This is a genomic window from Bradyrhizobium sp. CB1015 (assembly GCF_025200925.1).
GTDB lineage: Bacteria > Pseudomonadota > Alphaproteobacteria > Rhizobiales > Xanthobacteraceae > Bradyrhizobium.
The window spans coordinates 4,909,277-4,930,793 of record NZ_CP104174.1; the positions used below are offsets into that span (position 1 = coordinate 4,909,277).

The following is a 21,517-nucleotide window of genomic DNA, read 5'->3' on the forward strand; positions in this document are numbered from 1 at the left end:
AATCCAGAGATGACGAAGCGCAGCACTGCGCACTACTTCCTCGAAGGCCTCACGGATATCGGGGTCGACTACATCTTTGCCAATCTCGGAACCGACCACGTCTCGTTGATCGAGGAGATCGCGCGCTGGGACAGCGAAGGGCGCCGGCACCCGCAAGTGATACTGTGTCCCCACGAAGTGGTCGCGGTTCACATGGCGGCGGGCTACGCTCTCGCGACCGGGCGCGGGCAGGCCGTGTTCGTCCATGTCGATGCCGGCACCGCCAACGCCTGCATGGCCATCCAGAACGTCTTTCGCTACCGCCTTCCGGTCATGCTGTTCGCCGGCCGGGCGCCATTCACTCTGCATGGCGAACTGCTGGGATCGCGCGACACCTACGTCCACTTCGTCCAGGACAGCTTCGATCCCGCCAGCATCGTGCGGCCGTATGTGAAATGGGACTACTCGCTGCCGTCCGGGGTGGTTGTGAAGGAAGCGTTGGCCCGCGCCGCGGCTTTCATGCAGAGCGATCCGCCGGGGCCGGTTTATATGTTGCTGCCGCGTGAGACTCTGGCCGAGACCTGGGACGATTCCGCAATGCCGGCCTATCCGCCGGCGCGCTACGGCAGCGTTCGGGCAGGGGGCGTCGAGCCGGCGCGCGCGGCCATGATTGCCGAGGCCCTCATGAGTGCGGAAAATCCGGTTGCCGTGACCGCTTATCTTGGCCGCAAACCGCAAGCGGTCGCTGTGCTCGATCGGCTGGCAAGGACTTGCGGCATCCGGGTCGTTGAATTCAATTCGATCGATCTGAATATCTCTCAGGGGTCACCGTGCTTTGCGGGATTTGATCCGGCCGCGGTCGTGCCACAGGCGGATCTGGGGCTGTTGCTCGACGTCGACGTGCCTTTCGTGCCGCAATCGTTGAAAGCAGCCGCAGCCGGGCGCTGGATCCAGATCGATATCGATCCGCTGAAGGCAGATTTCCCGATGTGGGGTTTTGCCACCGACATGCGCGTGCAGGGCGACTGCGCGACCGTTCTGCAGCAAGTGCTGGATATTGTGGAGGAACGCGCAGACGAGGCGTATCGGAGCAAGATCCAGGCGCGGATCGCGAGCTGGGCCCCCGCGCGCCAGGCTGCCGAGGCACGGCATCACGCAGCTGCGGCCGTGGAGGGCGTTCAGGGGGCGATCAATCCCGCCTACCTGTTTGCACGCCTGAGCGCAGCGCTTTTACCGAGCGACGTCGTCATCAATGAAGCGATCCGCAATGGGCCGCTGCTGCAACAGCAACTTCGGCGGACAGAAGCGGGCAGCTATGTCGGTCTGGCCGGCGGCGGGCTGGGATTCAGCGGCGGCATGGCACTCGGCCTCAGGCTGGCGCAACCATCCCGCCGGGTGGTTCAGGTCGTCGGCGACGGCGCCTTCCACTTCTCCGCACCGGATTCCGTCTACGCAACGGCCCAGCACTATCAATTGCCGATCTTTACCGTCGTCCTGGACAATGGTGGATGGCAAGCCGTCAAAGCGTCGGTTCAGCGCGTCTATCCCGACGGTGTGGCGCAGGGGGATAGATTCATTCCAGTCGCGGCTTGCGTCCGGCCGGCAGGGTGAGCGCCGGCGCTTTGCCGATGTTGCATCTGCTTTCGGCGGCTACGGCGAGGAAGTCGCCAGCCCGGTCCAGCTTGATGCGGCGATCAACCGTTGCCTTGCTGCTGTGGACGACGGGCGCGCCGCCGTCCTGCACGCGCGCATCACGCCGCTTTAGCTGCCAGCTGTCGCGTTCACCAGGACCGTACCGCGCGTCCCTCATATCCATGATTCGCATAAGGTATATTATGGAATATCTTTATCTACAATCAGATCAATAATTTAGCCGAGACTCCTGCGACAGCATCCCCACTTGAGCGCTGGTTGCAGCCCGCGTCTCGACGGTCGCCTGAGCTCCGTTCGGCTACTGTGCATGGGGTTGTTTTTGCAGATTTGAAATCGGGTCTCCTGTGCCGAAAGCCGATATTGCCGTGACCTTGTCCGGCTGCAATAAGCGAGGCTTCCGCGAGATCGCAGATGACCTTAAGGCCGACCGTCCGTATAGGTTTGCATCTCAGAACAACAACAAACCTTCCGAGGAAGCAGACCCATGGTCTTTTCGACGCGCTTTTCCCGACGCACACTTCTCAAGGCCTCCGCCGCGACCGCGGTCCTGGGCGGCCTCGGTGCGCCCCATGTGGCCCGCGCCCAGAGCGCCGAGTTCACGTACAAGTACGCCAATAACCTGCCCGACACCCATCCGCTCAACGTCCGCGCCAAGGAGATGGCGGCGGCGATCAAGACCGAGACCGGCGGCAAGTTCGACCTGCAGATCTTCCCCAACAACCAGCTCGGCTCCGACACCGACATGCTGAGCCAGATCCGCTCCGGCGGCGTCGAGTTCTTCACGCTGTCGGGCCTGATCCTGTCGACCCTGGTGCCGGCGGCCTCCATCAACGGCATCGGCTTCGCGTTCCCGGACTACGACACGGTCTGGAAGGCCATGGACGGCGATCTCGGCGCCCATGTCCGCGGCGAGATCAAGAAGGCCGGCCTCGAGGTCATGGACAAGATCTGGGACAACGGCTTCCGCCAGACCACGTCGTCGATCAAGCCGATCACCGGGCCTGACGACCTCAAGGGATTCAAGATCCGCGTGCCGGTGTCGCCGCTGTGGACCTCGATGTTCAAGGCGTTCGATGCCGCGCCCGCTTCGATCAATTTCAGCGAAGTCTATTCCGCGCTGCAGACCAAGATCGTCGAGGGCCAGGAGAACCCGCTGGCCATCATCTCGACCGCCAAGCTCTACGAGGTGCAGAAGTACTGCTCGCTGACCAATCACATGTGGGACGGCTTCTGGTTCCTGGCCAACCGCAGAGCCTGGGAAAAGCTGCCGCAGGACGTGCGCACCGTCGTCGCCAAGAACATCAATGCCGCCGCCGTCAAGGAGCGTGAGGATACCGCCAAGCTCAACGCGAACCTGCAGCAGGAGCTCGCGGGCAAGGGCCTGACCTTCAACCAGCCGGCCGTGGCACCGTTCCGCGACAAGCTGCGCTCCGCTGGCTTCTACGCCGAATGGAAGGGCAAATATGGCGATCAGGCCTGGGAGCTCCTGGAAAAGGCCGTCGGCAAGCTGTCGTAACGGGTTGGGGCCGTCGAGGTCAGTATCAGGATGGCTCACGTCGGGATCGAGGTGACCGAAGTGGTGGGCGAGGTGACGTTGCAGTCCCCTCGCCGACCTTCGCTGCTGGCTGCCGCCGAGCGCGTGCTCGGTCTCGTCGTCGCAATTCCCGCGGCGACCCTGGTCGTCGCCGAGATCGTGATCCTGTTTGCCGGCGTGGTCGCACGTTACGGCCTGCACCGGCCGTTGATCTGGTCGGACGAGCTCGCCTCGATCCTGTTCCTGTGGCTCGCGATGCTGGGCGCTGCGGTCGCATTCCGCCGCTCCGAGCACATGCGCATGACCGCGATCGTCGCCAGCGCCAGGCCGGCGATGCGAGCCTATCTCGATCTGGTCGCGACCTCGGCCGCGCTGGCGTTCCTGGCGCTGATCGTCTGGCCGTCCTGCGACTACGCCTACGAAGAGAGCTACATCACGACGCCGGCGCTGCAGATCTCCAACATGTGGCGCGCCGCCGCGCTGCCGGTCGGCATCGGCCTGATGGCGGCCTTTGCCTTGCTGCGGCTGCTGCGCGCGGCCGACCACCGAATGGTTGCAGCCGCCGTGCTGTCGGTCGCCGTCGTGATCGGCCTGTTCTGGCTGACCGAGCCGTTGCTGCGGCCGCTCGGCAATCTCAACCTCATCATATTCTTCGTCGGCGTCGCCGGCTTCTGCGTCTTTGCCGGCGTTCCCATTGCGTTCGGCTTTGGCCTCGCGATCTTCGGCTATCTGGCGCTGACCACGCGCACGCCGGTCATGGTGCTGGTCGGACGCATGGACGAGGGCATGAGCCACCTCATCCTGCTTTCCGTGCCGCTGTTCGTGTTCTTAGGCCTGCTGATCGAGATGACCGGCATGGCGCGGGCCATGGTGGCATTCCTGGCGAGCCTGCTCGGACATGTCCGCGGCGGCCTGCATTACGTGCTGGTCGGCGCCATGTACCTCGTCTCCGGCATCTCCGGCGCCAAGGCTGCCGACATGGCCGCGGTGGCGCCGGTGCTGTTTCCCGAGATGAAGCAGCGCGGCGCCAAGCCCGGCGACCTCGTCGCGCTGCTGGCGGCAACGGGCGCGCAGACCGAGACCATTCCGCCGAGCCTCGTGCTGATCACGATCGGCTCGGTGACGGGCGTCTCCATCGCCGCCCTCTTCACCGGCGGCCTCCTGCCCGGCGTCGTGCTCGCGATCACGCTCTGCATGCTGGTTTGGTGGCGCTATCGCCACGAGGACATGAGCCATGTCCGCCGCGCCACCTCATCCGAGATCGGCAGGACCTTCGTCATCGCCCTGCCCGCGCTCGCGCTGCCCTTCGTGATCCGCTATGCCGTGGTCGAGGGCATCGCGACCGCCACCGAGGTCTCCACCATCGGCATCGTCTACGGCGCCCTCGTCGGCCTCCTCGTCTACCGCCGCTTCGACTGGCGGCGGCTGTTTCCGATGCTGGTCGAGACCGCCGCGCTGTCGGGCGCGATCCTCCTGATCATCGGCACGGCGACCGGCATGGCCTGGGGCCTGACCCAATCCGGCTTCTCGCGCTCGCTGGCTGCGGCCATGACGGGATTGCCGGGCGGGGCTGCGACCTTCATTGCCGTGTCGATCCTGGCCTTCACCATCCTCGGCAGCGTGCTGGAGGGCATTCCGGCGATCGTGCTGTTCGGACCGCTGCTGTTCCCGATCGCCCGCGCCGTCGGCGTCCACGAGGTGCACTACGCCATGGTGATCATCCTGGCCATGGGTATCGGGCTATTCGCCCCGCCCTTCGGCGTCGGCTATTATGCCGCCTGCGCCATCGGACGCGTCGATCCGGCCGAAGGCATCAGGCCGATCTGGGGCTATTTGCTGGCGCTTCTGGTGGGATTGATCATCGTCGCGATCTTCCCCTGGATCTCGATCGGATTTCTTTGACGCGGTTTAAGGAGGGTGTCGATGAGCGAGCGACAGAACCCGTACAATATCGGCCTCGACAAGACGCAAGCCAATTATGTGCCGCTGAGCCCGCTGAGCTTCCTCGCGCGCAGCGCGGCGGTCTATCCCGATCACGTCAGCACGGTCTATGAGGGCCGCAGCTTCACCTGGGCGCAGACCTATGAGCGCTGCAGGCGGTTTGCGTCCTGGCTCGCAGGCAAGGGCATCGGCGTCGGCGACACCGTCGCGGCGATGCTGCCGAACATTCCCGCGATGAACGAGGCGCACTTCGCCGTGCCGATAACCGGCGCCGTGCTCAATGCGCTCAACATCCGCCTCGATGCGCCTTCGATCGCGTTCCAGCTCGACCATGGCGGCGCCAGGATCATCCTGGTCGATCCCGAGTTTTCAGGCGTGATTGCCGAGGCGCTGGCGAAGATGAGCGGCCCCAAACCGCTGGTGGTCGACGTCGACGACGCATCGTTCAAGGGCGGCACGCGCATCGGCGAGATCGAGTATGAGGCAGCCCTCGCCCAAGGCGATCCGGGTTTCGCGCCGATCACGCCGAGCGATGAATGGGACGCGATCGCGCTGAGCTACACCTCGGGCACGACGGGCAATCCCAAAGGCGTCGTCACCCATCATCGCGGCGCCTATCTGAACGCCGTCAGCAACATCCTCGCCGGCAATCTCGGCCAGCATCCGGTCTATCTCTGGACGCTGCCGATGTTCCACTGCAACGGCTGGTGCTTTCCGTGGACCATTGCGGCGGCCGCCGGCGTCAATGTCTGCCTGCGCAAGGTCGAGCCGACCAGGATCTTCGAGCTGATCAAGCGCCACGGCGTCACCCACATGTGCGGCGCGCCGATCGTCTACAACACGCTGATCAACGCCCCCGATGCGCCCAAGGGGAATGCCGCCCGCCGCGTCGTCGGCCTGATCGCGGGTGCAGCGCCGCCGGTCGCGGTGCTGGAAGGCGCCGAAAGCATCGGCATCAAGCTCACCCACGTCTACGGCCTGACCGAGGTCTACGGGCCCGCCTCGGTCTGCGCCGAGCAGCCGGGCTGGGACGAGCTCCCCGCGCCTGAGCGCGCCCGCATGAAGCGCCGGCAGGGCGTGCCCTACCCGCTCCAGGAAGCCGTCACCGTGATCAATCCGCAAACGATGCAGGAGGTCCCGCGCGACGGCGAGACCATCGGCGAGGTCATGTTCCGCGGCAACATCGTGATGAAGGGTTATCTGAAGAACGAGAAGGCGACCAAGGAAGCCTTCGAAGGCGGCTGGTTTCACACCGGCGATCTCGGCGTGCTCGACGAGCACGGCTACGTCATCATCAAGGACCGCTCCAAGGACATCATCATCTCCGGCGGCGAGAACATTTCCTCGGTGGAGGTCGAGGACGTCCTCTACAAGCACCCGGCCGTGCTGTTCGCCGCCGTGGTGGCAAAACCCGATCCGAAATGGGGCGAAGTGCCCTGCGCCTTCGTCGAGCTGAAGGAGGGCGCCAGCGCGAGCGAGGCCGAGATCATCGCCTTCTGCCGTTCGCACATGAGCGGCTTCAAGACGCCGAAGGCCGTCGTGTTCGGGCCGATCCCGAAGACGTCCACCGGCAAGATCCAGAAATTCCTGCTGCGCAACGAGGTCGGCTCGGTGAAGGCGATCTCGGCCTAAGCAGCATCTGAAGAGCTTCCGCCCGCCCGCGCACGGCGAGCGGAAGCTCTCTCATCCTCACATCTTCTTATAGGCGTCGACCACTGCCTGACCGTCGGCGCCCGCCTTCTTGAGCCAGTCGGCCGTGAGCTGGTCACCGATCTTCTGGAAGCCGGCCTTGAGTGCCGGGCTCGGCGGCTCGACCGTCATGCCCTTGGCCTTGAGCTGATCGATGTACCAATTGGCCTTCGCTTCCCACGCCTTCCAGCCGCGCGTTTCCGCGGTCGCGGCGGCCTTCAGGATGGCCTCCTGGGTCGGCTTGTCGAGCGCCTCGAAGGCAGCCTTGTTGACGAAGGTGTAGTCCTTGGGAATCCAGGCCTGCACGTCATAGAAATATTTGAGCGACTCCCAGGCCTTCGAATCGTAGCCGGTGCCGCCCGACGACATGAAGGAGTTCACCACGCCGGTCGCCAACGCCTGCGGCAGTTCCGCCGCCTGGATCGTGACCGATTGCGCGCCGACCAATTCGCCAATCCGTGCGGTCCCGACGTTGTAGGCGCGCCACTTCAGGCCCTTCATGTCCTCGATCGTCGCCAGCGGCTTGTTGACATAGACGCCCTGCGGCGCCCACGGCACCACGAACAGCAGCTTGAGGCCTTGCGCATCGAGCTTCTTGGCGATGGCAGGCTTGGACGCCTGATAAAGCTTCATCGCGTCGGGGAAGCTGGTCGCGAGGAACGGCACGACGTCGATGCCGAAGATCGGGTCTTCGTTCTCGTGGATCGAGAGCAGCACCTCACCCATCTGCGCCTGCCCGGTCACCACGGCGCGCTTGATGTCGGGCGCCTTGAACAGCGAGGCGCCCGGATGAACCGTGATCTGGAGCTTGCCGGAGGTGGCGGCTTCGACGTCCTTGGCGAACGCGACCAGGTTTTCGGAGTGCGGGTTGTCCGCGGGATACGCTGCCGGCAAATTCCATTTGGTCTGAGCCAAGGCAGGTGTCGCCGCCAGCACAACGCCGGCGATCAAGGATGCGCGGAATAAACGAGACATCATCGGGCTTCTCCTCACAGTCGATCTGAAGAACGGGTACGCTCAGTCTGGGAAAGCGAGCTTCGGCAGGAACATCACGATCTGCGGATACTCCGTGATGATGAAGACCGCAGCGAGCAACAGCACGAAGAACGGGAAGGCCGCCCGCGCGACGGTGAATGTATCGCGGCCGCTCATGTTCTGGAGCACGAACAGATTGAATCCGACCGGCGGCGTGATCTGCGCCATTTCGACGTGGATGATGAGATAGACGCCGAACCAGACCAGGTCGAGGCCGGCCTGCTTGACCATGGGCAGCACGATCACCGCGGTCAGAACGATCATCGAAATGCCGTCGATCAGGCATCCCAGGATGATGTACATGATGCTCAGATAGAGCGCGAGCATGCTCGGTGTGAGGTGCTGGCCCTGGACCCAGGTGGCGAGCGCGGCCGGAATGCCCGTATAGGCCATCGCAGCCGTCGTGTAGGCCGCACCTGCCAGGATCAGCATGATCATGCAGGTCAGGCGCGTCGCGCTCATGATGCTCTCGAGGAAGTTCTTGCGCGTGAGCGTGCCGCTCCACCAGGCCAGCAGCAGCGCGCCGGAAACGCCCCAGGCCGCGCATTCCGTCGCCGTCGCAAAGCCGAGAACAAGCGACAGGAACACCGCCAGGATCAGCAGCAGGCAGGGCGCGAGCTTGGCGGACTCGCGGAGCTTCTGCCGGAGCGGCATCGGCGGATCGCGCGGCGGAATCTTCTTCGGGTTGAGCAGCGACCAGATGATGATGTAGCCGGAATAGAGCACGATCACGAGCAGTCCCGGCAGGAAGCCGCCGAGAAACACTTGAAGCACGGAGACGTTCGCCGTGACGGCATAGACCACCATCGGAATCGACGGCGGAATCAGCAGGCCGAGCGTGCCCGAGCCCGCCAGCGATCCGAGGCTCAGGCCCTTGTCGTAGCCGCGCTTGTCGAGCTCCGGCAGCGCGATCTTGCCGATTGTCGCGCAGGTGGCCGCCGACGAGCCCGACACCGCCGCGAAGATGCCGCAGCCGATCACGTTGACATGGGTCAGGCGCCCCGGCAGCCACTGCACCCAGGGCGACAGGCCGCGGAACATTTCCTCCGACAATTTGGTGCGGAAGAGAATCTCTCCCATCCAGATGAATAATGGCAGCGCCGCCAGCGTCCAGGATGAGCTCGCACTCCAGGTGGTGGTCGCAAGGACGGTGCCGAGCGGCAGGCTCGTGGTCAGCGCCATCGCCACGAAGCCGACCAGCCCGAGCGAGACCGCAATCCAGACGCCGCTTCCCAGCAGCAGGATCATGACGCCGAGCAGGACGAACGACAGCTCGATCATGCCGAGATTGGCCATGGTCAGCCCCCACCGCCCTGCGAGATGCGCTCGACGAACTCTTCCGGAGTTTCGTCAGGGGAGCCCTTCTCGTAGCTCGGACGGTTGCCGCCGATGACGTTGACCATCTCGTCGATCAGCGCGATCGAGAGGATCACGAGGCCGCCGGCGAAGCCGAGCTGGGGAATCCAGAGCGGAAGCGCGACGACGCCCTGCGCCACGTCGTTGAAGCGCCAGGAATCGTAGGTCATCTGCACCGCATGACGGGTGAAGTAGAGGATGAAGGCGGAGGCAACGCCGAGTGCCACGACCTCCGCGATCTGCTTGGTCTGCCCGTGCAGACGTTCCAGCAGCAGGCCGACCCGGATCATCTCTCCGCGCTTGAAGGTGTGAGCAAGGCCGAGGAACGCCATCGCCGCCATGCACCAGGACGCAAAATCGTCGCCGGCGGGAATGTTGAGCGCAAACTGGCGTCCGACCGACATCACCATCATGATTGCAAAGATCGCGACCAGGAAGACGCCCGCGGCATAGCCCGCGCCGAGATAGAGGAGGTCCAGAGCGCGTCGCACCGGTCCTCTTGTCGCTACATCGTCCTCTGCCAACGCGATCCCCATCCTCACACGAGGCGATTCGACCGGCCGATTGCACTTGGGTGCCCGGTCCCGTTTTGAATATCGCCCTGCCCAGCGCCTGTCTTTCAGACGTTAGATCAACATGATAGGGCCAGCGCAAGCAAGGTCTATGCCGGCTGGCAGGAGAATTTCCACCGCGGGTTTAGTGCGTCTCCAGCCGCAGCCCGTCATAGGCCGGCACCACGCCAGGAGGCAGCGACTGCCGGATGACCTCGTAATCGACGTCGGCGGTCATGTTGGTGATGACCGCGCGCTTCGGCTTGAAGCGCTCGATCCAGGACAGCGCATCATTGATGCTGAAATGGCTGACATGGCCGGTGTAGCGCAGGCCGTCGACGATCCAGAGATCGAGATTCTCCAGTGCACCCCAGCTCTCGCGCGGGATATCATTGAGGTCCGGCGTATAGGCCGCATCCCCGATGCGGTAGCCGAGCGCGGGAATGTTGCCGTGCTGCACCAGAAAGGCGGTCATCGTCACGGCGCCGCCCTTCCCCAAAATCGTCTGACTCTCGCCCGCCTCAATGGAATGCCGGGTCAGGATCGGCGGATAGTCGCTGCCCTCCGGCGAGATGAAGCAATACGAGAACCGCGACAGGATGTCCTTGGCGGTCGACTGGTTGAAATAGGTCGGAATGCGCCGACGCATGTGCATGACGACCGACCGCAGATCATCCATGCCGTGAGTCTGGTCGGCATGCTCGTGTGTCAGGAACACCGCATCGATGTGGTCGACATTGGTCGAGAGCAATTGCTCGCGCAGGTCCGGAGAGGTATCGATCACGATGCGTGTCGTGCCGTGCTCGGACACCCGTTCGACCAACAGCGAGCAGCGGCGACGGCGGTTCTTGGGATTGTTGGGATCGCAGGCGCCCCAGCCGAGCGCCGGGCGCGGCACGCCGGCGGAGGAGCCGCAGCCCAGGATCGTCAGCATCAGCGTCATGTGGCCCCCAGTTTCAAGCTTTCACCTTGGAGAACAGACGGAAGAAGTTTTCGCTGGTCTGGCGCGCGATCTCGTCGAGCGACACGCCGCGCGTCTCGGCGAGCACTTTTGCGACCTCGACCACGTAAGCCGGCTCGTTGCGCTTGCCCCGAAACTTGCCGGGCGCAAGATAAGGCGAGTCTGTTTCAACCAGAATACGGTCGGACGGCAGTTCGGCTGCGAGCGCGCGTAAGGCCTCCGATTTCTTGAAGGTCAGGATTCCCGTGAAGCCGATATAGAGCCCGAGCGACACCGCCTTCAGCGCCAGCTCGCGCCCGCCCGTGTAACAATGCAGGACGGCGCGAAACGATCCCTTCGCGGCCTCCTCCTCCAGGATGCGCGCGCAGTCCTCGTCGGCCTCGCGGGTATGGATCACCAGCGGCAGGCCGGTGGCGCGGGAGGCGGCGATGTGGGCACGAAAGCCCCTCGCCTGCGCTTCCGGCGAGCCGTTGTCGTAGAAATAGTCGAGCCCGGCTTCGCCGAGCGCGACGACCTTGGGATGCTGGGTCAGCGCAATCAGCTCGTCCGGCGCGATGCCGTCCTCCTCGTCCGCATGATGCGGATGGGTGCCGACCGAGCAATAGACGTCGTCATAGCGTTCGGCAATCGCAAGCAGGTCGTTCAGCCGCCGCACCCGCGTCGAGATCGTGACCATGCGGGCGATTCCGGCGGCTCGCGCCCGCGATACGATCCCGTCGAGATCTTCTGCAAAGTCCGGAAAATCCAGATGGCAATGACTGTCGACCAGCATCGTGCGAACGCCTTCAGGCCGCCGGCTCGACGTAGCGCGGGAACGCCGGCGTCGGCGCCGGCAGAGTCGAACCGGGCGCGATGCGCTTGGCGCCGCCGAGCATGGCGAAGTTGCGCTCGGCTTCGGGGATGCCGAGGCTGTCGAGCAGCTTGCCGGAGGCGGTCGGCATCGCGGGCTGAGCCAGGATCGCGATCTGGCGCACGACTTCGGCGGTGACGTAGAGCACCGTCTTCTGCCTGGCCGGATCGGTCTTGGCGAGGGCCCACGGCGCCTCGCCCGCAAAATAGCGGTTGGCCTCCGCGACCACGGCCCACACAGCGTTGAGCCAGTGATGGATCTGCTGCGTCGCCATCGCCTCGCGGGACACAGCGATCATGCCGTCGGCCATCGTCAGGATCGCCTTGTCGTTGTCGCTGAACTCGCCGGGCTCGGGCAGCACGCCGCCCAGCTGTTTTGCGATCATCGACAGCGAGCGCTGCGCGAGATTGCCGAGATCGTTGGCGAGATCGGCATTGATGCGCGCGACGATAGCCTCGTGATTGTAGTTGCCGTCCTGGCCGAACGGCACCTCGCGCAGGAAGAAGTAGCGCATCTGGTCGACGCCGTACTGCTCGGCCAGGTTGAAGGGATCGACGACGTTGCCGACCGACTTCGACATCTTCTCGCCCCTGTTGAACAGGAAGCCGTGGGCATAGACCCGCTTAGGCAGCGGGATGCCGGCCGACAAGAGGAAGGCCGGCCAATACACCGCATGGAAGCGGATGATGTCCTTGCCGATGATGTGCACATCGGCCGGCCAATAGCGCCAGTTCTTGTCGCTCTCGTCCGGAAAGCCGACGCCGGTGATGTAGTTGGTCAGGGCGTCGACCCAGACATACATCACATGCTCTTCGTCGCCGGGCACCTTCACGCCCCAATCGAACGTGGTGCGCGAGATCGAGAGATCGCGCAGGCCTCCCTTGACGAAGCTCACCACCTCGTTCTTGCGGGAATCCGGCCCGATGAAATCAGGCTGATCCGCATAGAGCTTGAGCAGCTTGTCCTGGTAGGCCGAAAGGCGGAAGAAATAGCTCTTCTCCTCGACCCATTCCACCGGCGTGCCCTGTGGCCCGAGCCGCACGCCGTCGTCGTTCACGCGCGTCTCGTCCTCGGCGTAATAGGCCTCGTCGCGGACCGAGTACCAGCCCGAATAGGTGTCGGCGTAGATGTCGCCGTTCGCTTCCATGCGCCGCCAGATTTCCTGGCTGGAGCGGTGATGCTGCTCCTCGGTGGTGCGGATGAAGCGGTCGAACGACACGTCCAGGCGCTCGTCCATCTCCTTGAAACGGCCGGCATTACGCGTCGCGAGCGCGGCGGTAGACATGCCTTCGCTCGCCGCCGTCTGAATCATCTTCTGACCGTGCTCGTCGGTGCCGGTCAAAAAGAACACATCCTTGCCGTCAAGACGCGCAAAGCGCGCCAGCGCGTCGGTCGCGATCGCCTCATAGGCATGGCCGATATGTGGGCTGCCGTTGGGATAGGCGATCGCGGTCGTGATGTAGAAAACGTTGTCGCGCGCGGCGGCGGCCGTGGGCGCGGCAGCTTGCGGCGAAGCGACGGGCTTTGGCGCACGCGTGACCTTTGGCTTCGCCTCCTTTGGCTTCACAGGCGTGACGACGGGCGCCGGTGCGGCGGTCACGGCAGGCGCAGCCACCTTTTCCGCGACCTTCTTAGCCGGAGCCTTGGTTGGCTTTTTGGCAGCCTTCTTTGCCGCCTTCTTGGCGACGACCTGCTTCTTCGCGGCCTTCTTGCCGGTCTTCTTTGCTGCGCCCTTCTTCACGCTCTTCTTGACGGCAGCCTTCTTGGTCTTTTTGACTTTCTTCGCGGCTTTGCTCGCGCGCGCCTTCACGGCTTTTTTTGCGGCTTTCTTGACGGCCTTCTTCGCAGCCTTCTTGCCGCTCTTGCGTTTGACGGTTTTCTTAGCTCGCGTTGCCACCACGAATTCCTTTACCGGCTTCTCGAATTTTGGAAACGGCTCGGCGCTTAGCGCGTTGCGTCCGCCAGCCAGCCGAACACCGAGAAAACCAAGGGCTTTCGCTCCAGATTGTAGGTTTCGGTGTCGCGCGCGGCGCGGACGATCTTTTCCCATACCTCAGCGAGCCGCGCAAGGCGCGGCAGGTTCTGATTGGCATTGGCCTCATCCGCATGCAGGCGCTCCGCGATCCAGCGGTCGATGCCGTCGATGAAGGCCGCAAGCGCCACGCGGTCGCTGGTGCCAAGCGAATCGCCGAGCGTGTGCAATTCGCGCGGATCGACCTGCGGCAGGCGCGCGAGCAGCGCCGCTGTGCGCTGCTGAAGCTTCAGGGCGTCGCCGCCGAGCAACGTCAGCGCCCGTGCGACGCTGCCCTCGGAGGACTCGGCCGCCTCGCGCAGCGCAGGATCGTTCGGATCGAGTTCGGCCGCCGAAGCCGCGGCGCCGATCACATCGTTCGTGGCGAGCGGCCGCAGGCGCAGCTTGCGGCAGCGCGACTGGATCGTGGCGAGCACCCGCGCGGGCGCGTGGCTGACCAGCAGGAACAGCGATTGCTGCGGCGGCTCTTCCAAGATCTTCAGAAGCGCGTTGGCCGCGTTCGGATTGAGCTCGTCCACGGTGTCGACGATGCAGACGCGCCAGCCTTCGGCCGCCGCGGTCGAGCCGAAGAACGCGATCGTTTCGCGCGTCTCGTCCACGGTGATCACGGTGCGCATCACGCCACGCTCGTTGGCGGTGCGCTCGAGCGTCAGCAGGCCGCCATGCGAGCCGGCCGCCACCTGCCGCGCCACGGCGTCATCGGGATCGATTGCAAGGCTCTCCGCGCGCTGCACGGCCGGGGCCAACGGCTGCGCATGGGCGAGCACGAAGCGCGCCATACGATAGGCCAGCGTGGCCTTGCCGATCCCCTGTGGCCCGCCGATCAGCCAGGCATGCGGAATGCGCCCGCTGCGATAAGCATCAAGCAGCGCGGCCTCCGCCTCGCGATGGCCGAACAGCTGCGACGTCTCGCGCGGATGCGGTATGGCGGTTTCCCGCTCGGCCTGACGCGGACTCATGCCGACACCACTGACGCAGGCGTTGGCAGCAGGCGCTCGCGCAGCGCAGTCCAGACGCGCGCGGCAACCGTATCCGGATCGGAATTGGCGTCGATCAGCACGCAGCGCGCCGGATCCTCCGCCGCGATCCTGCGATAGGCCTCGCGCAGGCCCTGATGGAAGCTGAGCTTCTCGGCCTCGAACCTATCGGGCGTCCCGCTGCCGCGGCGCGCGGCGGCGCGTTGCAGGCCAATCTCGACCGGTAAGTCGAGGATGATGGTGAGGTCCGGCTTGAGATCGCCGATGGTGACCCGCTGCATGGCGTTGATCAGGCCATCTGGCACGCGGCCGAGGCTGCCCTGATAGGCCCGCGTCGAGTCGGCGAAGCGGTCGCACAGCACCCAGACGCCCTGGCTCAATGCGGGCTGAATCACGGTGTGGACATGATCATCGCGCGCGGCGGCAAACAGCAGCGTCTCGGCTTCGGGCCCGAGCAGCTTGCCCATGCCCGACAGCACCAGATGGCGCATGATCTCGGCGCCCGGCGAGCCACCCGGCTCACGCGTGACCCGGATGCGAAGCTTGGCCGCCGTGAGGCGGTCGGCGAGCTTCTTGATCTGGGTCGACTTGCCCGTGCCCTCGCCGCCTTCAAAGGTGATGAAGCGTCCCCGTCCGGACGGCCGCTGTGCAGCGCTCTCACTCATGATCAGAGCTTCTCGGCACCCGCGCGGAACATGCCGATCACGAGCTCGCTCGCGCCGTCGATCGCGCGGCGCATGGTCGAGCCGGTGCCGATCGCCTCGCCGGCATAGACCGGCGTCTCGACTGCGATGTTGCCGCTGCGCCAGACCCTGACCACGCCGACCTGCTGGCCGGCCTCGACCGGCGCGCGCACGGGTCCGCTATAGACGATGCGCGCAATCAGCTTGTCGCTGCCGTTCTTGTGCACCATCACCTTCACCGGCGTCTTGGCGACGAGCTTGACCGACCGGCTCTCGCCGCCGAACACCTTGGCGTAGCCGACGGGCTGCTCGGCCGCGATCAGGGTGCGGGTCTCGAAATTGCGAAAACCCCATTCCAGCATCTTCTTGGCTTCCGTGGCGCGGTCCTCGGGATCTTCAAGCCCGTTGACGACGACGACCAGCCGGGTGCCGTTCTGCACGGCAGAGCCGACCATGCCGTAGCCGCCTTCCTTGGTGTAGCCGGTCTTCAGACCGTCAGCGCCTTCCATCGAATTGAGCAGCGGATTGCGGTTGGGCTGGCGGATCTTGTTCCAGGTGAACTCCTTCTCGCCGAACAGTTTGTAGAATTCCGGGAAGTCCAGGATGATATGCCGGGCGAGCATGCCGAGCTCGCGCACCGTCATCTTGTTGCCGGGATCGGGCAGACCGTTGGAATTGGCGAAGGTCGACTTGGTCATGCCAAGCTCGCGGGCGCGCTTGGTCATGAAATCGGCGGCAAAGATCCGCTCATTGCCCGCCATGGCTTCGGCAAGCGCAATGCAGGCGTCGTTGCCGCTTTGGATGATCGCGCCGCGCAGGAGATCGTCGACCGAGACCTTGCTGTTGATGGCGGCGAACATGGTCGAGCCGCCCGAGGGGGCCCCGCCTCTGCGCCAGGCGTTCTCGCTGATCCGATACTCGTCGGTCAGCTTGATGTCGCCCTTTTTGATCGCGTTGAAGACCACCTCGGCGGTCATCAGCTTCATCATGCTTGAAGGCGCGCGCAGCTCGTCGGCGTTCTTCTCGAACAGCACGCTGCCCGAGGAGGCTTCGATCAGGATCGCGGTCGGGGCATCGCCATCGAAGCCGGCATCTTCGGCTTTCTTGGCGCCCTGGACGCTCTGGTTGGCCGCATAGAGCGCCCCGCCCCAGCCGATGCCAGCCACCAAAACGGTCGCGATCAGCCCGCGCGCCAGCGTTCCGGCGGTGAGCCGGTTGCGACGAAGCAAAGGAAGACGAAGTGCCATGGCGAAGCCCTGAGAGAGGCGTTCTAACAGCTGGAACAGATGCGAACAACACGCGGTTGGACGCTGTCCCTGAGATTGCACGATTCTCGCCGCGCCCCTATCGTGGCGCCTCATGTTTTTCGACCAAACCCCTGAAACAAGGCGGAAAAGCGAATGTCCTCAACCCGCATGATCAAGACCAACGGGGTCGAGCTGTTCGTCCGCGAAGCCGGTCAGGGACCGCTGGTGGTGCTGTGCCACGGCTGGCCGGAACTGTCCTACTCCTGGCGCCACCAGATCCCCGCGCTTGCCGAAGCCGGGTTTCACGTCGTCGCCCCTGATATGCGCGGCTATGGCCAGAGCGCGGCGCCGCCCGACGTTGCCGCCTATTCGATCTTCGACACGGTCGGCGACGTGGTCGGCCTCGTCCAGGCGCTCGGCGAGACCAAAGCGATGGTGGTTGGCCACGATTGGGGCGCACCGGTCGCCTGGCACGCGGCGCTGTTCCGGCCGGATATCTTCACGGCGGTCGCGGGGCTGAGCGTGCCGCCGCCGTTCCGCGGCCGCGGCAAGCCGCTCGACCTGTTGCGCCAGGGCGGTGTCACCAATTTCTACTGGCAGTATTTCCAGACGCCCGGCGTCGCCGAGGCCGAGCTCGAGCGTGACGTCGCACGCACCATGCGCATCGTCCTCGGCGGGCGGGGCCTTGCCGATCCCACCGCGGCCATGTTCGTGCAGGAGGGCAAGGGCTTTCTCGGCCACGCGGCTGCCGAGGAGCCGCTGCCTGCCTGGCTCAGCGAGGCTGACCTCGCCTATTTCACCGAAAGCTTCCGCAAGTCCGGCTTCCGCGGCGGGCTGAACTGGTACCGCAATATCGACCGCAATTGGGAGCTGACCGCGCCCTGGCAGGACGCGCAGATCCACCAGCCTTCCCTCTTCATCGCCGGCTCAAAGGACGCGGTGATCACCGGCCTGATCGGGGCCAAGCGCGTCAATGAGCTCGAGCGGGTGCTGCCCAACCTCAAGCGCAAGCTGATCCTCGAGGGCGCCGGCCATTGGGTGCAGCAGGAGCGGCCCGAGGAGGTGAACGCGGCGCTGGTGACGTTCTTGAAGGAGAGTGCGGGCTAGTAGAGCCCGCGGCCGCTCAGGATGCTGCGAGCCTCGGCGGCGCCGTCGGTCGATGCGGACGCGCTCCCGGCGGCGTAACGGCCGTCCTCGTCATAGGACACCGCGCGGGCGTTCTGGAGCGTCCGGCCCCGGCTTCGGCTCGAGGCCGACATTTCCGAGGTGGCGTTGAGCGAGGCCATGTCGGCCGAGGTGCTGCCGAGATTGTACGGCCGCCCCTCCGGCATCGGCACGTCGCCGCGAATGGCGCCGCGGCTCGAGGACGGCAGCTCCGGCACGAACGGCTTGGCCGAGGCGACCCGGACCATCGAGGGCGACGGCGCCGGAACACCGGTCCGCAGGGTCGCCAGAAGCTGACGGTCGTCGGAGCCTTCGAGCGGCGCCCGGCCGACATATTCGACCCGGACCTTGGCGACGCCATTGCCTTTGAATTCAAGGAGTTCGGCCGCCTTGTTCGAGACATCGATGAGGCGGTTGCCATGATAGGGCCCGCGGTCATTGACGCGGACGATCAGCGATTTGCCATTCGAGATGTTGGTGACCCGGGCGTAAGACGGCATCGGCAGGGTCGGATGCGCGGCGGTCAGCGAGGTCATGTCGAACACCTCGCCGTTGGCCGTCAGGCGGCCGTGGAAATCATCGCCGTACCAGGACGCCATGCCCTCGGCGCGATAGTTGACGTCCTCCTCCGGCACGTAGGTCTTGCCTGCCACGACATAGGGCTTGCCGACGCGGTAGGTGCCGCCGCCCTTCGGGACCGGGTCGCCCCAGGCTACCACGCGCGGGCTCGAGGACACGCCGTATTTCGGATCGACGCGGCTCGCGAACTTGTTCGAGGAGGCGCAATTGGCGAGCGCAAGGCAGGTCGCGACTGCCGCAACACCGCGCGCGGCCCGCAAAACCGAATCTGACCGACGGATCCCCATGCGCCCCAAATACCACTTCGCCGGAGGCGTACCCAACCCGCTTTGGTGACGGGGAGCGCTGTCCGGTCCTTCAGATTCCGAGGCGGCCCACCACCGCATCGGACGTGGTAAGGATAACGCAACCCGAACGCGGCGGAAATGGGGAGCCCACGGCGATCACGCCGGGATGGTAAACGGGACGTTCGCATTTTTCCGTTGTTATACGGGACGATGGCGCCCGCGATGTGCCAGTGCTGGACATTCTGTTGCGCCAAATCCTCACTCCACCCCCATTGTCGCGCCGCTCGCCGAAATTCTTTTGACTGTGCAAGGCCGCACGCGTTCTCTCGGATGCAAGGGCGGGATTTGGAATTTAACGATGATCGAGACGGTTTCGGCACTGATGGGTCTGGTAAGCGCGGGGATCTTCCTGGCCCATGCGTTCGAAGGTTACCGCACGAGGGCCTGAAGGCACTCGCGCGGGCGGCAAGCATCACCTCTTTCAATGCGGCGCGCTCGGACGGTCTCAATAGATCCGATCGCACATCGAACACGAGAGCGGCAGGTGTCCCATGCGTAACCATGACCTCGTATCCGATGGCTTCCTGGCCTTGACCGCCGGTGGCTTGGTGCTGCTCTGTTCGAGTCTCGTCGCGCTGGCGTTTGCCTGAGCCGCACGTCCTCCTTTCCAATACGCTCTTTCCGACGCGGCTCCATTGCGGCGCAGCAAGCACGCCGGTCCCCCGCTCCCATTCAGTTGATTGAATTATTGCGTGCGGCGCCTCGACCCATTGCAAGAGGCCATCACCAACGAGGGTGACGCACATGCTTGCCGAGAAATTCTTCCTGGTCCTGGAATCCCTGATCCGCGGCGACCGCACCTATCCGGATGGAAGTCCCCGGGTCATCAGCACCTCCCCGCACGTGCCGATCAGGCCGACACCGCCGAAATAGCCGACGCATCCGCTGGCCGGCGGCACGCGCCGCTCAGCGCAGACCCAACAACGAGCGGCGGTAGAAGCTGCCGCGGGCCTCGTTCTGGCAGACGAAGCTGCCGTCGAAACCTTGGCCGTAACGCTTCTGCCCCTTGCGATAGTAGACGCCCTTCCTGAAGTCGAGCCAGACCACCTTGTCGTGCGGGCAATGACGCTGGGCCTGCGCCTCGTAGCGAAACGGCGTCAGCGGCGTCGCCGAGACCTTGGCGCCGCCTGTACCGACCAGCATGGCGCCAGCGCATGCGATTGCGCCGAGCCACTTGCCAAACCCGCTTAGAGACACGCCCCACCTCCCGCTCGCCGCCGACCCCCGACGGACGGTCGGCACGCTAGCACGAAACGGCCCGGCCCGCGGAAGGCGGCAGGCGCGCGTCACGTCTTCCGCCAGCCATCTTGTCGGGGTACATGACGGCGAGATCGTCGCGATGCGAGGGTGCTGTCCGAATGTCGGTTGAGCCTGAGACAACAACTGGTCCCCGCCCGCCCTCGCCGCAGCTCGGCCTCTTGCCGATGATCATCTTCGGCTCACGCTGGCTGCAGCTGCCGCTCTATCTCGGACTGATCGTGGCGCAGTGCGTCTACATCGCGCTGTTCCTCAAGGAGCTCTGGCACCTCTCCTGGCACGCCCTCGACCTTACCGAGCAGCAGATCATGATGAGCGTGCTGGCGCTGATCGACGTCGTGATGATCTCCAATCTGCTCGTGATGGTGATCGTCGGCGGTTACGAGACGTTCGTCTCGCGGCTCGACCTCCAGGGCCATCCCGACGAGCCGGAATGGCTCGGCCACGTCAATGCGAGCGTCCTGAAGATCAAGCTCGCCATGGCCATCATCGGCATCTCCTCGATCGCGCTGCTGCGCACCTTCATCGAGGCAGGCAATCTCGGCTCCAACCGCGCCGGCTTCACCGAGACCGGCGTGATGTGGCAGGTGCTGATCCACATCACGTTCATCGTCTCGGCGCTCGGTATTGCCTATGTCGACAAGCTCAGCGAGTCCGGGATGCGCAAGCGCGCCGAATGAAGCGCTCCGGCCGGTCTCATGGCTGATCCGCTTCGAGCTGTGCCAGCGCCTGGTGCAGACATTCCTGAAGCCTCGCGGCGACCTGCTCGCGCGCGATCCCCTTGCTGGCGAGATCGCCCGACACCTTGCCGACCACATCGTCCATCGTCCGGCTCTCCAGATGGTCCGTCACCAGCGCCTTTGCGTAGCTTGCCGCGGCATCGCCACTGAGCCCGAGCTGGCCTGCGGCCCACAGCCCGAGCAGCTTGTTGGACCGCGCCGTGGCCTTGAACATGAATTCCTCGTCGTGGGCGAATTTGGCCTCAAAGCCCTGCTCGCGCTTGTCGAACGTGGTCATGGTCAGCTCCATTCTGCTTCGCTGATGAGGATCGGACTTGCTGGGAGCGAACGTCTCCGTGGTTCACGTCAGTCTAGGATCATCAGAAGCTTCCTCCCGGAAGCCGAACGCCGTCAAGCCTGCCGGAGCGCTCGGAAGGCGGCTGCACGGCACTCGCCAGCCCTGCGCGAGCGAACGTTGGCCAAACTGGGAGGTTTGCCATTCAATAAGCAAACGCGGCGCCGGATGGCGCGAAGTGATCTGCTGAAGTTCGCTGATGATTGCCGGATCGCGGCCAGGCGATCGAGGCACAAGCGCCCCTCCGGGTCGGCACTAGGGCAGCCGCCGCAGGAGAAGTGATTTGGGAGTTTGAGCGGCTAAGCGCTTCGCTCAGCCTTTCGCCGCGGCCGCTTCACGCGCCAGCCGCTCGGCCTTCAGGCGTTCCTTGTTGGCGTAGAACGCCTTCTGCGCCGCTTCGTGGTCGCGCATGGCCTTTTCGGCCTCGATCCGGCGCGCCGCATCGCGGGCGTGGCGTTGTTCGGGGGTCAGGGGTTTGCGTCGGAAGGAAAGGTCTTCAGTCATGCGGAGTGAACGTGGCCGTCAGGAAAAAGTTCCGCATGGTGCCGTTCGAGAACGCTCGGCCGGGTCATGAAGCTTTGTGAAAACAACCCCATGCACAGTAGCTA

General features: G+C 64.8%; 21 protein-coding genes. 7 read left to right on the forward strand and 14 right to left on the reverse strand.

The window, feature by feature from the left end:
* Positions 1 to 9 precede the first annotated feature (9 nt).
* The gene (locus tag N2604_RS22770) at positions 10 to 1,590 is read left to right on the forward strand and encodes a thiamine pyrophosphate-requiring protein (RefSeq protein WP_260370443.1); all 1,581 of its coding nucleotides are present in this window, start codon (positions 10 to 12) and stop codon (positions 1,588 to 1,590) included.
* Here N2604_RS22770 and N2604_RS22775 read toward each other — a convergent pair.
* Positions 1,553 to 1,804, reverse strand: coding sequence for a hypothetical protein (locus N2604_RS22775; protein WP_260370444.1), 252 nt, complete (start codon positions 1,802 to 1,804; stop codon positions 1,553 to 1,555). The genes N2604_RS22770 and N2604_RS22775 overlap by 38 nt on opposite strands.
* A gap of 312 nt (positions 1,805 to 2,116) precedes the next feature.
* On the opposite strand from N2604_RS22775, the gene N2604_RS22780 reads away from it, so the two are divergent.
* Genes N2604_RS22780 through N2604_RS22790 form a run of 3 tightly spaced genes read left to right on the forward strand, consistent with a single transcriptional unit; the run spans position 2,117 to position 6,739 of the window.
* Positions 2,117 to 3,148 (forward strand): TRAP transporter substrate-binding protein, encoded by a 1,032-nt coding sequence (locus N2604_RS22780; protein ID WP_260370445.1) that lies wholly within the window; start codon positions 2,117 to 2,119, stop codon positions 3,146 to 3,148.
* A 30-nt stretch (positions 3,149 to 3,178) separates the two neighbouring features.
* A complete protein-coding gene (locus N2604_RS22785; protein ID WP_260370446.1) occupies positions 3,179 to 5,068 on the forward strand; it encodes a TRAP transporter large permease subunit in 1,890 nt (629 codons plus the stop codon).
* 21 nt (positions 5,069 to 5,089) lie between these two features.
* Entirely contained in the window at positions 5,090 to 6,739 is a 1,650-nt protein-coding gene (locus tag N2604_RS22790; protein ID WP_260370447.1) for an acyl-CoA synthetase, read from the forward strand.
* A 57-nt stretch (positions 6,740 to 6,796) separates the two neighbouring features.
* Here the strand turns inward: N2604_RS22790 and N2604_RS22795 are convergent, their stop codons facing one another.
* The 9 genes from N2604_RS22795 to N2604_RS22835 form a co-directional block, all read right to left on the reverse strand.
* Positions 6,797 to 7,774 carry a TRAP transporter substrate-binding protein gene (locus N2604_RS22795; RefSeq protein WP_260370448.1) on the reverse strand — a complete coding sequence of 326 codons (978 nt, stop codon included), beginning with the start codon at positions 7,772 to 7,774 and terminating at the stop codon, positions 6,797 to 6,799.
* Positions 7,775 to 7,813: 39 nt separating this feature from the next.
* Entirely contained in the window at positions 7,814 to 9,127 is a 1,314-nt protein-coding gene (locus N2604_RS22800) for a TRAP transporter large permease (protein WP_260370449.1), read from the reverse strand.
* 2 nt (positions 9,128 to 9,129) lie between these two features.
* On the reverse strand, positions 9,130 to 9,723 hold the full coding sequence (locus tag N2604_RS22805; protein WP_260370450.1) for a TRAP transporter small permease: 594 nt from the start codon (positions 9,721 to 9,723) through the stop codon (positions 9,130 to 9,132).
* 160 nt (positions 9,724 to 9,883) lie between these two features.
* On the reverse strand, positions 9,884 to 10,681 hold the full coding sequence (locus N2604_RS22810; protein ID WP_260370451.1) for an MBL fold metallo-hydrolase: 798 nt from the start codon (positions 10,679 to 10,681) through the stop codon (positions 9,884 to 9,886).
* Between the two features lie 13 nt (positions 10,682 to 10,694).
* Positions 10,695 to 11,471: a TatD family hydrolase gene (locus tag N2604_RS22815; RefSeq protein WP_260370452.1), complete on the reverse strand. Its 777-nt coding sequence runs from the start codon at positions 11,469 to 11,471 to the stop codon at positions 10,695 to 10,697.
* 13 nt (positions 11,472 to 11,484) lie between these two features.
* Complete coding sequence (gene metG / locus N2604_RS22820; protein WP_260370453.1) at positions 11,485 to 13,446, reverse strand: methionine--tRNA ligase; 1,962 nt, start codon at positions 13,444 to 13,446, stop codon at positions 11,485 to 11,487.
* Between the two features lie 47 nt (positions 13,447 to 13,493).
* Positions 13,494 to 14,540, reverse strand: coding sequence for a DNA polymerase III subunit delta' (locus N2604_RS22825; protein ID WP_260370454.1), 1,047 nt, complete (start codon positions 14,538 to 14,540; stop codon positions 13,494 to 13,496).
* Positions 14,537 to 15,223, reverse strand: a complete 687-nt coding sequence (gene tmk / locus N2604_RS22830; RefSeq protein ID WP_260370455.1) for a dTMP kinase — start codon at positions 15,221 to 15,223, stop codon at positions 14,537 to 14,539. The genes N2604_RS22825 and tmk overlap by 4 nt, the downstream gene beginning before the upstream one ends.
* A 2-nt stretch (positions 15,224 to 15,225) precedes the next feature.
* Positions 15,226 to 16,488, reverse strand: a complete 1,263-nt coding sequence (locus N2604_RS22835; RefSeq protein WP_260370456.1) for a D-alanyl-D-alanine carboxypeptidase family protein — start codon at positions 16,486 to 16,488, stop codon at positions 15,226 to 15,228.
* Between the two features lie 153 nt (positions 16,489 to 16,641).
* On the opposite strand from N2604_RS22835, the gene N2604_RS22840 reads away from it, so the two are divergent.
* A complete protein-coding gene (locus tag N2604_RS22840; protein WP_260370457.1) occupies positions 16,642 to 17,595 on the forward strand; it encodes an alpha/beta fold hydrolase in 954 nt (317 codons plus the stop codon).
* Here the strand turns inward: N2604_RS22840 and N2604_RS22845 are convergent.
* Complete coding sequence (locus N2604_RS22845) at positions 17,592 to 18,518, reverse strand: septal ring lytic transglycosylase RlpA family protein (protein WP_260370458.1); 927 nt, start codon at positions 18,516 to 18,518, stop codon at positions 17,592 to 17,594. The two genes, N2604_RS22840 and N2604_RS22845, sit on opposite strands and share 4 nt — an antisense overlap.
* Positions 18,519 to 19,322: 804 nt before the next feature.
* Here N2604_RS22845 and N2604_RS22850 point away from each other — a divergent pair.
* Positions 19,323 to 19,451: a hypothetical protein gene (locus tag N2604_RS22850; protein WP_260370459.1), complete on the forward strand. Its 129-nt coding sequence runs from the start codon at positions 19,323 to 19,325 to the stop codon at positions 19,449 to 19,451.
* 33 nt (positions 19,452 to 19,484) lie between these two features.
* On the opposite strand, the gene N2604_RS22855 is transcribed toward N2604_RS22850, so the two are convergent.
* Positions 19,485 to 19,775 carry a hypothetical protein gene (locus N2604_RS22855; protein WP_260370460.1) on the reverse strand — a complete coding sequence of 97 codons (291 nt, stop codon included), beginning with the start codon at positions 19,773 to 19,775 and terminating at the stop codon, positions 19,485 to 19,487.
* 161 nt (positions 19,776 to 19,936) lie between these two features.
* Between N2604_RS22855 and N2604_RS22860 the strand changes: the two genes are divergently transcribed.
* The gene (locus tag N2604_RS22860) at positions 19,937 to 20,515 is read left to right on the forward strand and encodes a TIGR00645 family protein (RefSeq protein ID WP_260370461.1); all 579 of its coding nucleotides are present in this window, start codon (positions 19,937 to 19,939) and stop codon (positions 20,513 to 20,515) included.
* A 16-nt stretch (positions 20,516 to 20,531) separates the two neighbouring features.
* On the opposite strand, the gene N2604_RS22865 is transcribed toward N2604_RS22860, so the two are convergent.
* Both N2604_RS22865 and N2604_RS22870 read right to left on the reverse strand, forming a co-directional pair.
* The gene (locus N2604_RS22865; RefSeq protein ID WP_260370462.1) at positions 20,532 to 20,852 is read right to left on the reverse strand and encodes a DUF1476 domain-containing protein; all 321 of its coding nucleotides are present in this window, start codon (positions 20,850 to 20,852) and stop codon (positions 20,532 to 20,534) included.
* Positions 20,853 to 21,221: 369 nt separating this feature from the next.
* Positions 21,222 to 21,413: a hypothetical protein gene (locus N2604_RS22870; RefSeq protein ID WP_035999201.1), complete on the reverse strand. Its 192-nt coding sequence runs from the start codon at positions 21,411 to 21,413 to the stop codon at positions 21,222 to 21,224.
* Positions 21,414 to 21,517: the final 104 nt, after the last annotated feature.

What these genes read in the sequence shown, in the direction of transcription:
- N2604_RS22815 (WP_260370452.1), bottom strand. Translation starts at nt 11,471, where the DNA reads ATGCTGGTCGACAGTCATTGCCATCTGGATTTTCCGGACTTTGCAGAA.
- N2604_RS22785 (WP_260370446.1), top strand. Translation starts at nt 3,179, where the DNA reads ATGGCTCACGTCGGGATCGAGGTGACCGAAGTGGTGGGCGAGGTGACG.
- N2604_RS22770 (WP_260370443.1), top strand. Translation starts at nt 10, where the DNA reads ATGACGAAGCGCAGCACTGCGCACTACTTCCTCGAAGGCCTCACGGAT.
- N2604_RS22865 (WP_260370462.1), bottom strand. Translation starts at nt 20,852, where the DNA reads ATGACCACGTTCGACAAGCGCGAGCAGGGCTTTGAGGCCAAATTCGCC.
- N2604_RS22795 (WP_260370448.1), bottom strand. Translation starts at nt 7,774, where the DNA reads ATGATGTCTCGTTTATTCCGCGCATCCTTGATCGCCGGCGTTGTGCTG.
- N2604_RS22835 (WP_260370456.1), bottom strand. Translation starts at nt 16,488, where the DNA reads ATGGCACTTCGTCTTCCTTTGCTTCGTCGCAACCGGCTCACCGCCGGA.
- N2604_RS22810 (WP_260370451.1), bottom strand. Translation starts at nt 10,681, where the DNA reads ATGACGCTGATGCTGACGATCCTGGGCTGCGGCTCCTCCGCCGGCGTG.
- N2604_RS22860 (WP_260370461.1), top strand. Translation starts at nt 19,937, where the DNA reads ATGTCGGTTGAGCCTGAGACAACAACTGGTCCCCGCCCGCCCTCGCCG.
- N2604_RS22840 (WP_260370457.1), top strand. Translation starts at nt 16,642, where the DNA reads ATGTCCTCAACCCGCATGATCAAGACCAACGGGGTCGAGCTGTTCGTC.
- N2604_RS22790 (WP_260370447.1), top strand. Translation starts at nt 5,090, where the DNA reads ATGAGCGAGCGACAGAACCCGTACAATATCGGCCTCGACAAGACGCAA.
- N2604_RS22805 (WP_260370450.1), bottom strand. Translation starts at nt 9,723, where the DNA reads ATGGGGATCGCGTTGGCAGAGGACGATGTAGCGACAAGAGGACCGGTG.
- N2604_RS22800 (WP_260370449.1), bottom strand. Translation starts at nt 9,127, where the DNA reads ATGGCCAATCTCGGCATGATCGAGCTGTCGTTCGTCCTGCTCGGCGTC.
- N2604_RS22825 (WP_260370454.1), bottom strand. Translation starts at nt 14,540, where the DNA reads ATGAGTCCGCGTCAGGCCGAGCGGGAAACCGCCATACCGCATCCGCGC.
- N2604_RS22775 (WP_260370444.1), bottom strand. Translation starts at nt 1,804, where the DNA reads ATGCGAATCATGGATATGAGGGACGCGCGGTACGGTCCTGGTGAACGC.
- N2604_RS22845 (WP_260370458.1), bottom strand. Translation starts at nt 18,518, where the DNA reads ATGGGGATCCGTCGGTCAGATTCGGTTTTGCGGGCCGCGCGCGGTGTT.
- tmk (WP_260370455.1), bottom strand. Translation starts at nt 15,223, where the DNA reads ATGAGTGAGAGCGCTGCACAGCGGCCGTCCGGACGGGGACGCTTCATC.
- N2604_RS22870 (WP_035999201.1), bottom strand. Translation starts at nt 21,413, where the DNA reads ATGACTGAAGACCTTTCCTTCCGACGCAAACCCCTGACCCCCGAACAA.
- N2604_RS22850 (WP_260370459.1), top strand. Translation starts at nt 19,323, where the DNA reads ATGCTTGCCGAGAAATTCTTCCTGGTCCTGGAATCCCTGATCCGCGGC.
- N2604_RS22780 (WP_260370445.1), top strand. Translation starts at nt 2,117, where the DNA reads ATGGTCTTTTCGACGCGCTTTTCCCGACGCACACTTCTCAAGGCCTCC.